This window comes from Campylobacter sp. RM12654 (assembly GCF_020137585.1).
GTDB lineage: Bacteria > Campylobacterota > Campylobacteria > Campylobacterales > Campylobacteraceae > Campylobacter_E.
In genome coordinates this window covers 42,487-52,708 of sequence record NZ_JACGAR010000014.1, presented here as the reverse complement: position 1 = coordinate 52,708, position 10,222 = coordinate 42,487, and the positions used below count along the sequence as shown (strand labels likewise).

The following is a 10,222-nucleotide window of genomic DNA, read 5'->3' as shown; positions in this document are numbered from 1 at the left end:
GGTGATTTAAATGAGTTTAAAAGTGTTTTACAAAAGCTTAATGCTTTACTTAAGAATAAGTTTAATATACATCATATTACTATTCAGCCAGAAATTAGCGAATAATTAGGAATTAACTTCCTAATTATTCTTCAATTAATTCTTTTTCGCCTTTTTTACGAGCTGCTATGATTAATGGAACTCCGCTTAAATCATAGTGCTTTCTTAATACATTTTGTAAATAGCGTTTGTAAGAAAAATGAAGTGCTTTTGGTCTATTCATTACAAGTGCTATTTTTGGTGGTGCAACGCTATATTGAGTAGCGTAATAAATCTTAACAAGTTTGCCTTTATCGTGTGGCAATGGATGAGCTAGACAAGCTTCTTCTATTATTTGATTTAGTTTTGAAGTTTGGATTTTTTGAATGTAGTTTGAATGCACTTTTAAGATTAAATCTAAAAGATTTTTAATACGCTTTTTACTAAGTGCTGAAACGCTAATAATAGGTGCATAGGCTAAGAATTTAAATCTATCAAGCCTTAAATGTTTGCAAACTTCATCAAATTCTTTATCACTCTTACCACATAAATCCCATTTATTTAAAACTATAATCACGCCTAAATAATTCTTACCTAAAAGCCCAGCTATTCTTTCATCAAGCTCGTTAAATCCTTCAGCAGCATCTAATACAAGCAGAGCAATTTGAGAGTTTTCTAGCATTTTTTCTGTGCGATTTAGAGCGTATTTTTCTATACCTAAAATTTTACTTCTTCTTCTAATTCCTGCGGTATCAATAAATTCAAGCGTTTTGCCATTATATTCAATACTTTCATTTACAGGGTCAATTGTTGTTCCTGCAATGCTACTTACAACACATCTTTCATCATTTACAAGTGCGTTTAAAAGTGAGCTTTTACCTACATTTACACGCCCTAAAATTGAGATTTTTATATGATTTTCATCAATTTCGCTAACTTCGTTAATGCCTTCTTCATCATATTCACCAGCTATATTTTCATCTAAGAAATCTTCTAAGCTAAGCTCTGAATTATCAGGCACGAAAGTATCACGCAAATGTGAGCTTAAAAAATCATTTAATTCATCAATCCCCGTTGCGTGAGATACGCTTATATTAAATACATTTTTAAATCCAAAACGAGTAAATTCCAAGCTTCTTTCTTCATCTTTTTTACTATCTACTTTATTAATTACTAAAGCTGTTGGTTTTTTAAGCTTTAATAAATCATAAAAATAAGCCCTATCATCATCATTTGCACCTAATTTACAATCTACCATATAAACGATTATATCAGCGTCTTTTGCTTCTTTTAAGGTGTTCTTTTTAACATTTTGAAATAATTCATCTTTATCATCAAGCCCACCGCTATCTACTAAAATAGCCTTTTTTCCATTAATATCAACTATTTTTCTATTAGTATCTCTAGTAGTGCCACTAATATCAGAAGTTATCGCTAAGCGTTCTTTTGCTAAGCGATTAAATAGTGAGCTTTTGCCAACATTTGGCTTTCCTATTAACATTATTTTTTGCATATATATCCTTTATTAAAAAAGCTCATTTTAGCTATTATTGTTTAAGTCCTAGCAAAGTATCTAACATTTTATCAACCGTTGTGATGATTTTAGCACTTGCACCAAAACTTGCTTGATATTTCATAAGATTACTTAATTCTTCGTTCATATCAACGCCACTTACTGATTGAAATTCTGCTGTTACATTAGCCAAGATAGCTTCGTTTGTTTTGTATAAAGTATTATTGTTTTCTGCACGACTTGCTATATCTGTTGTCAAAGACCTATAAAATCCTTCAAAAGTAGCTTGAGTGCTTTCTCCTTTAGTATCGTAAAAATCAATTTTATTATATTGAAGTTGATTGATTGCATTTGCTACATCGTTATTTCCATCAGCACCAGAACTACTTGCTCTAAGTAAAGTTGGGTCGTGTCTTAGGCTAGTATCTACATTTATATTGCTACCATTAGTACCTTCAAAGAATTTTCCAAGACCAAAAATTCCAGGAAAATTAGTGCCATGATCTTCTACGCCTACTTTAAATCCATCTAGTTTAGGAATAAGACTAAAAATACCACTATCTTTTGTTTCATCATAAGAATAATCAGCTAAAAAATAATCATCAAAATCGTTTAAATTGTTATTATCATTATTATCATCTGTATTAGAATTAATTTTTTCTAATAAACTAGAACTTCTTACTCCACCTGTCATTGATGTGCTTGTATCAAGAGTGATTGTTTTTCTTGCTACTTCTTGACCATTATCGTTATATACGATTAAATCAAATGTGCCTGTTTTTAATCTATTATCTGCATTCATAATAATATCATCACTCTTTAGATGAGACATTTCATTTGATAATATTTGCTTTTGAGCTGCTCTTGAGTAGATATTGTTTGTTTCTGTAATCATAGTTTTTGCAAAAGAATCAAGATTGTTTATATAATCTTGCAAAATACCATCATCAAATCCATTAGTTTGGGTATTAAACTCACGACCCCTTAAATCAAGTTGAGCTCCTAATTGTCCCCCACTTAATTTAGAAGTTAAATCAGCAGTAGTTCCATCTTGAAGCTCATAATAAATCCTTTGAAAAGGGCTTCCTGCAGCAACACTATCTATTCTTAATGGATGAAATGTTGTCCCATCAACTATAGAAAAACCTTCAATATTTAAATGATAATCTATGCTTCCATCTTTTATATTTGTATCAAATGAAGCATTTTGTTCTAAATTCTCTTTAAAAACTGATGATTTAACGAGTTTTGAAAGTCTTAATTCTAATTCATCTCTTTTATCTCTTAAATCGTTTGCCATAGAATCACCAGCACTCTCACTTGCTGCTATTTGAGCATTAATTGTAGAAATATCCTTACCAATTCTATTTATTTCTTCAATAGTTAAAACTACATCATCATTTACTGATTTTTGCATTTTAAACATATCATCTCTAGTAGCTTTTATATCTTTTGCAAGGGTTGTTGCTACTTGAACTAGATTTATTTTTGTAGCACCATCAGCAGGGTTGCTAGCATAATTATTCCAAGCTTTTTGATAAGCTTGTAAATCATTTAAAATTCCAACATCTTTTAAATCAGGAAATCTTTGTGCTGCTTCTTCAAGTTTTGTTTTTAGATATTTAGTATGCTCAAAATTATTTGTATTATCACGCATTTTTGTGAAAACATATTCATCGTGAATTCTTACAATCTTATCAACCTTAGTTCCAAGTCCAATATCACCAGCTGGCACATGTAAAGCATCTGCTGCTGATTGAATCACTCTTTGCCTAGTATAATAAGGATTGTTTGCATTTGTAATGTTATGTCCTGTTGTAGATATTTGAACTTGTGCAGCTCCAAGACCACTTACACCTGTATTTAGTGTTGAAAATATACTCATAATTAACCTTTAAAACTTTAACTTGATTTAAGCTTATTAGCAAAATATATTCCATATCGTAAAAATTTTATTAATCTTTATATTTATTTGAAATTCTTTTTTTGGATATTGATTTAAAAAATATTTTTTAATAACTTATATTAAAATTAAAAACTTATAATCCAACATTAAAATATTTATTAAAGGAAGAAGTATGAAAATAATGGTAATTCAAGGACCAAATTTAAATATGTTAGGTCAAAGAGACCCTAGAATTTATGGAACTATGACTATGGCTCAAATACATGAACAAATGAGTTTAGCTGCTAAAGAAAGCAATGTTGATATAGAGTTTTATCAAAGCAATTATGAAGGCGAAATAATTGATAAAATTCAAGAGTGTGTAGGAACTTGTGATGCAATTATTATAAATGCTGGTGGATATACTCATACATCAATTGCGATTGCTGATGCAATAGCAGCTACAAGAATGCCTGTAATTGAAGTTCATATTAGCAATATTTATGCTAGAGAAGAATTTAGAGCTAAGAGTTTCTTAAGTCCTGTATGTGCTGGAACTATTAGTGGTTTTGGACCATTTAGCTATCATTTAGCATTACTTAGTGCTATTCAAATGGTTCAACAACAAAGAGCATTTATAGCAGCTCAAGAAGAAGCACTAAAAGCAAATAACGCTTAATGCCAAATATCAAGATAAATGAAGCGAGATATTTTAAAAGGATTAAGTATTATCCGTATTTTAGCAAGGATAATAAAGCTTATAAATATTTAGCTTTAATTTCTCTTGGTAGTAATATAGAGCCTGAGTGTGAAAGATTTGTAAGATTATTTAAAAAATTAAAATCTGATAGAAGATTTAAGATTATTCAAACTTCAGCATTATTAATAAATGAAGCTTTTGGGTATAAAGAGCAAAAAGATTTTACAAATGCTTTAATGTTTGTTAAAACAAGTCTTCACGCAAGAGAGCTTTTAAAAGTTTTACAACACTATGAAAATATTTTTCATAGGACAAGAAGTTTTAAAAATGCACCTAGAACTCTTGATTTAGATATTGTTTATTTTAGTGAAAAAACATATTGCGATAAGAGATTAGTATTACCACATTATGGTGCAGAAGATAGGATTAGTATAACTTTAGTATTAGGAACAATGTAAGGAAAAAATATGGCAATTAGGCAAGATAGTTTTAGAGTAGAAAAAGGACAAGATTATTTAGCTTATGTTAGAGATTATTATGGAGATGAAGCTGAAATAGTTGCTGTAACTCAAGTAGAAGGAAGAACTCCAACAAGCCCTGCTATGGTAGAAGTAGTTGTAGCTATTAATGATACAAAAGAAAAAAAGCAGCCAATTGTAAATAAAAGAGCAGCGTTACACTACGAAAATAGCTTAAAAGAATTTAAAAGCGATAATTTTGATAGAAAAATAGCTATAGAAAATAAGCAAAATCAAAATGAAAATAAATCACTTAATCAAGATTTAAATTCTAAAAAAGAATTATCTAGATTAAAGTTTAATCCTAATTCTAGCAATAAGTCAAAAGATGATAAGCAATTATTAAATGAGTTAAATAGCAAAGTAGATTATTTAATGAGTATGAGATGGGGAGAACTTGCTCCTGCTAGAAATAATCTTGAAATTCCACCTGAGTTTGCATTAATTTATGATAAAGCAAAAAAAAGTGATATGTTACAAACTCATTTAGATGAAATTATGAGAGCAACTCTTAAAAATATGCCAAAAGCTTTATTGAGTAATAAAGAAGCAATTACTAGATATTTTACAACCTTACTTAAAAGTATGATACCTTGCAGAGTTGATGCACCTATTAGAAAACAAAAAATAATTATGTTAGTTGGCCCAACAGGGGTTGGCAAGACTACAACATTAGCTAAGCTAGCTTATAGATACGCATACGGAAGCAAAAGATACAAAACTGCTATAGTTTCGCTTGATAATTTTAGACTAGGTGCTAAAGAGCAATTAGCTGAATACGCTAGGACTATGAGATTACCAATTGCATTTGTATCAACCGAAGAAGATTTACATAAAAACCTTGAGACTTTAAGTGGTTATGATGTGGTTTTAATAGATTCAACCGGTAATTCTCAATATGATAAAACAAAAATTGAAAAATTAGAAAGTTATTTAAAGGCTAGTGAGAGTGAAATTGAAGTTGCATTAGTATTAAATGCAGGTATGAAGTATGATGATATGGAAGAGACTTTTAATGCTTTTAATGCTTTAAATATTGATACTTTAATACTTACAAAATTTGATGAAACTAGAGCTTTTGGTAATATTTTTTCATTAATTTTTAATATTAAAAAACCTGTTTCGTTTTTTTCAATAGGTCAGAATGTTCCTGATGATATTTTAGTAGCTAATAGCGAGTATTTAATTAAATGCGTTTTAGATGGATTTAAAGGATAAATTATGCAAACACAAGCTGATAAATTAAATGAGCTTATGAAAAATGAGCATAAAGTAAATAAGAAAAATACAAAATTTATTGCAATTACAAGTGGTAAAGGTGGGGTTGGTAAAAGCACAATAAGTGCTAATATTGCTAATTTACTTGCAAATGATGGATATAAAGTAGGTCTTTTTGATGCTGATATTGGTCTTGCAAATCTTGATGTAATTTTAAATGTGAAAATAGGTAAAAATTTATTACATGTTTTAAAAGGAGAATGTAAGCTAGCTGATATTATTAAACAAGTAAAACCGAATTTAAAACTAATCCCAGGTGATAGTGGTGGAGAGATTTTAAAATACAATAATTCAAGCTATTTTGACGCTTTTTTAGAAGATGCTGAATTATTAGAAGATTTAGACTTTTTGATAATTGATACGGGTGCTGGTATTGGTGGAACTACTTTACATTTTTTAGAAATTGCTGATGAAGTTATTGTTGTAACTACACCTGATCCTGCTGCAATTACTGATGCTTATGCTACTATTAAAGTTACTTCTGATGTAAGAAATGATTTTTTAATGCTTTTTAATGTGGTAAAAAGCGAAAAAGAAGCACTAGATTTATTTACAAATATTTCAAAAGTTGCATCAGCAAATATTAAAAATAATCCTGAATTAAAATATTTAGGATATTTAGAAAGCTCTGCTTATGTTATTGATTGTATTAAAAGTAGGGTTTTGTTTTCTCAAAGTTCGTCAAGAGAAACTAATCAATTAAAAAAAGCTACTAATAATCTTTTATCAAGATTGGAACGAAATGTGCTTAAAGATTCTGATTCAGGAAATATAAAAAGCTTTTTTAAGAGATTAATTGATAGGATTTAAGGTATATGAGAACGGATAATTATATTGCTTTTGTTACAGTTTGTGGATTTTTTATAGGTTTTATTTGTGCTGTATTTAAGATTGATGATCCGTTTATGATGATAGGTTTTACCTTATTTACTACTTTTGTTTTTTATATTTTAATTCACCTTGTTGTTCTTAATTTTGTTGATGCAAAGAAATTAGGTAGTAGGAATTTTGATAAATTTGCTTATGAAAATACCACAAATCATTTTATAAAAGAGCTTGAAATTAGAGAAAATAGAATGGATAAGATTATTCAGAGTGTAGAAAGTGAATTAGAAATTATCAAAAAGCAAACAAAACCTGCAAGGAAATATAATGCAAAAGCGGCTTAATGCGTATGCAAGTGCTTTAAGAAATGCTCAAGATGAATTAGCTGTTAAATATCAACCAGCATTAAGAGCTATGGCATTTAGATTAAAAGAACGCTTGCCCGCTAGTGTTGATGTTAATGATTTAATAGGTGTTGGGACTGAAGAATTAATCAAATTAGCAAGACGCTATGATGATTTACAAAATGATAATTTTTGGGGATATGCTAGAAAAAGAGTATATGGTTCTATGCTTGATTTTTTAAGAAGTCTTGATACTTTAAGCAGAAGCAATAGAAAAATTGTAAAAGATATAGAAAAAATAATAAATGATTATATAAATGATTTTGATGAAGAACCAAGTGATGAGTATTTAGCAAGTGAATTAGGTATAGATATAGATAAGATTAAAGAAGCAAGATTGGCACAATCAATTAGCTATATCGTTCCATTAGATGAACAATTACAAGTATTAAGCGATGAAGACGCTAATGAAAGACTTGATAAAGAAAATTTATTAGAAAAAATTACCGAAGTTTTAGAAGAATTAAATGAAAGAGAACAATTGATTATTCAGTTATATTTTTATGAAGAGCTTAGTTTAAAAGAAATTAGTGAAATTTTGCAAATTAGCGAATCAAGAGTATCGCAGTTGCAAAGTAGGGTAATTAATACATTAAGAAAAAGGCTAATTGATGGCTGATATTTTATCTCAAGAAGAAATAGACGCACTTTTAAATTCCGTTGATTCAGCCGATAGTGTCCCTGAAGTAAAGAAAGAAAACGATGAAAGGCAAATCATAATATATGATTTTAAGCGTCCAAATCGTGTTAGTAAAGAGCAACTTCGTGCAGTAAAAGGAATTCATGATAAATTAGCAAGAAGCCTTGCTACTCAAATTTCTCAAATGATGAGAAGTATGGTGGAAATAAAGCTACATTCAGTTGACCAGATGACTTATGGTGAGTTTTTGATGTCTTTACCAAATCCTACTAGCTTTAATGTTTTTTCAATCAAGCCTTTAGATGGAACTTGTGTTTTAGAGATAAATCCTAGTATTGCCTTTCCTATGATTGATAAGTTATTAGGCGGAGCTGGAGAAGGAAGTGAAAAAAATAGAGAATTAACAGATATTGAGATTAACTTACTTGATAGTATTTTAAGAATTATGATGGGTAGGCTTAAAGAAAGCTGGTCAATAATTACTGATATGTATCCTAGCGTAGAAGCTAAAGAAAGTAGCCCAAGTGTAGTCCAAATTGTAAGCCAAAACGAAATAGTAATAATGGTTGTAATGGAGCTTACTATAGGTAATAATAGCGGTATGATTAATATTTGTTATCCTGTAATTTATTTAGAACCAATTTTAGGTCGTTTAGCAAATCGTGATGTAATGCTAGGCGAAACAAGTGCTAAAAAAAGTAGAAATAAAGAAATCAAAACCTTAGTAGGTCGTGCTGATATGGTCTATGAAGTGATTTTAGGTAAGGCTTTTATTAGTGTAGAAGAATTTTTAGGACTTGAGAATGGAAATATTATTAAGTTAAATAGAAATGCTGATGATAAAGCTATTGTGAGCGTTGATGGAAAAGATGTATTTTTAGCTCAATTTGGTATTCATAGATACCAAAAATCAATTAAGATTTTAGATTTAATTAAAACTGATAAAGATGAGGTTAAAAACATACTTGAAGCTTACGAACTAGAGCGTAAAACAAAGGCTGCAGAATTTGATAAAGTAGTAGAAATTCAAGAAGAATTGTCAATGGAAGATGAGGAAAAATTAGATGATTGATGAGTTTTTAGGTTTATTTGTAAATGAATGTATTGCCACTATTGAAGGGCTTACAGGAAAAAGTGCTAGATTTAGTGAATATAGTGAGTTTGATATTAAAAACAATGCCTTAAAACCACCTATTTTAAAAGCTGTTTTTAAAAGCGAAGATAAAGAATTTGCATTTTTATCAAGTCCTGTTTTAATGAGTGCGATTTCTGAATGGATGATGGGTGAAGAAGAAATCTCAATGAATGAGAATTTAGGCACAGATGAGCTTGACGCTAGCAAAGAAGCAATTAGCAATATATTTTCAGCATTTTCAACTTCATTAAATGCACAAAAAGATTTACCTAAGTTTAATTTTAGCTTAGAAAAATGTGAGTTTTTGACTGATGAGTGTGATTTATCTAAGTTTTATAAAATTTATTTTTATGATGTAAATATCAATGATTTAAATGAGCAAATAAGTCTTGCTATCAATGAAAAAGCTTATAAGCTTTTAAATCCTAATTCAAATTCTACAAAAGAAAGTGAAGTAAGTGCGCCTAAAATGGATTTGGGTGAGTTAAAAAATATTAATTTAATAATGGATGTAAAGCTTCCGATTAGAGTTAGAATTGGTAGTAAAAAAATGCTTTTAAAAGATGTTTTAACAATGGATATAGGTTCTGTTATTGAGCTTGACCAATTAGCAAATGACCCTTTAGAAATCTTAGTTGGGGATAAATGTTTTGCTGAAGGAGAAGTTGTTATTGTTGATGGAAATTTTGGTGTTCAAATTACTAAAATCGGAGATAAAAAAGAAAGGTTAGAAAGTCTTAGATGAAATCAGTTACAATTTTTGGCTCGGCTAGATTTGATGAAAATAATAAATATTATAAAGACGCTTTTGAATTAAGTGAAGTTCTAGCAAAGAACGGCTATAGCATTACTACAGGTGGTGGCGGTGGTATTATGCACGCTGCTAATAAAGCTGCTTTTTTAGTTGGCGGGGTTGAGAGTATTGGTATTAATATAAAATTACCAATGGAACAAAGATTAAATGAATATTGCACTAAATCTATTGAATTTAGCGATTTATCTTTAAGAAAAAAAGCCTTAATGCAAAATGATGTAATGATAGTTTGTGCTGGTGGATACGGAACTTTAGATGAATTATTTGAAGTTTTAACCTTAGCTCAAACAAAATTAAGAAATTATAAAATCATTTTATATAACGAAGAATTTTTTAAACCATTAGTTGATTTTTTTAAAAATATACTTTTAAATTCCGGTGCAATTGATGAGAGTTCTTTAAATATTTTTAGTATAGCAAATACACCTAGTGAAGTTTTAGACTTAATAAAATAATTTTTTTACCGATATACCCTAAAGATTATTAACAAGG

At 29.2% G+C, this 10,222-nt stretch carries 10 protein-coding genes and 1 pseudogene; 9 read left to right on the top strand and 2 right to left on the bottom strand.

All coding sequences use genetic code 11. The features are described from left to right. Positions 1-124: 124 nt before the first annotated feature. Positions 125-1,531 carry a ribosome biogenesis GTPase Der gene (gene der, locus AVBRAN12654_RS06055; protein ID WP_239803537.1) on the bottom strand — a complete coding sequence of 469 codons (1,407 nt, stop codon included), beginning with the start codon at positions 1,529-1,531 and terminating at the stop codon, positions 125-127. A 34-nt stretch (positions 1,532-1,565) separates the two neighbouring features. Continuing rightward, positions 1,566-3,416 (bottom strand): flagellar hook-associated protein FlgK, encoded by a 1,851-nt coding sequence (gene flgK, locus AVBRAN12654_RS06050; protein WP_336614134.1) that lies wholly within the window; start codon positions 3,414-3,416, stop codon positions 1,566-1,568. 193 nt (positions 3,417-3,609) lie between these two features. On the opposite strand from flgK, the gene aroQ reads away from it, so the two are divergent. From aroQ to AVBRAN12654_RS06005, 9 genes and pseudogenes are all read left to right on the top strand, one after another. After that, a complete protein-coding gene (aroQ, locus tag AVBRAN12654_RS06045; RefSeq protein WP_336608638.1) occupies positions 3,610-4,095 on the top strand; it encodes a type II 3-dehydroquinate dehydratase in 486 nt (161 codons plus the stop codon). After that, the gene (gene folK, locus AVBRAN12654_RS06040) at positions 4,095-4,574 is read left to right on the top strand and encodes a 2-amino-4-hydroxy-6-hydroxymethyldihydropteridine diphosphokinase (protein WP_214117274.1); all 480 of its coding nucleotides are present in this window, start codon (positions 4,095-4,097) and stop codon (positions 4,572-4,574) included. Before aroQ ends, folK begins: the two co-directional genes overlap by 1 nt. A gap of 39 nt (positions 4,575-4,613) precedes the next feature. Next, positions 4,614-5,852: pseudogene (gene flhF / locus AVBRAN12654_RS06035) on the top strand (flagellar biosynthesis protein FlhF); the annotation flags it as partial. 3 nt (positions 5,853-5,855) lie between these two features. After that, entirely contained in the window at positions 5,856-6,722 is an 867-nt protein-coding gene (locus AVBRAN12654_RS06030; protein ID WP_214117271.1) for a P-loop NTPase, read from the top strand. 5 nt (positions 6,723-6,727) lie between these two features. Beyond that, positions 6,728-7,081 (top strand): hypothetical protein, encoded by a 354-nt coding sequence (locus AVBRAN12654_RS06025; protein ID WP_214149799.1) that lies wholly within the window; start codon positions 6,728-6,730, stop codon positions 7,079-7,081. Further along, positions 7,065-7,760, top strand: coding sequence for an RNA polymerase sigma factor FliA (locus AVBRAN12654_RS06020; RefSeq protein ID WP_250325125.1), 696 nt, complete (start codon positions 7,065-7,067; stop codon positions 7,758-7,760). Before AVBRAN12654_RS06025 ends, AVBRAN12654_RS06020 begins: the two co-directional genes overlap by 17 nt. Continuing rightward, positions 7,753-8,853 (top strand): flagellar motor switch protein FliM, encoded by a 1,101-nt coding sequence (gene fliM, locus AVBRAN12654_RS06015; RefSeq protein ID WP_214117268.1) that lies wholly within the window; start codon positions 7,753-7,755, stop codon positions 8,851-8,853. The genes AVBRAN12654_RS06020 and fliM overlap by 8 nt, the downstream gene beginning before the upstream one ends. Continuing rightward, entirely contained in the window at positions 8,846-9,661 is an 816-nt protein-coding gene (fliY, locus tag AVBRAN12654_RS06010) for a flagellar motor switch protein FliY (protein ID WP_214117267.1), read from the top strand. The genes fliM and fliY overlap by 8 nt, the downstream gene beginning before the upstream one ends. Further along, entirely contained in the window at positions 9,658-10,185 is a 528-nt protein-coding gene (locus AVBRAN12654_RS06005; protein ID WP_336614133.1) for a TIGR00730 family Rossman fold protein, read from the top strand. Before fliY ends, AVBRAN12654_RS06005 begins: the two co-directional genes overlap by 4 nt. Positions 10,186-10,222: the final 37 nt, after the last annotated feature.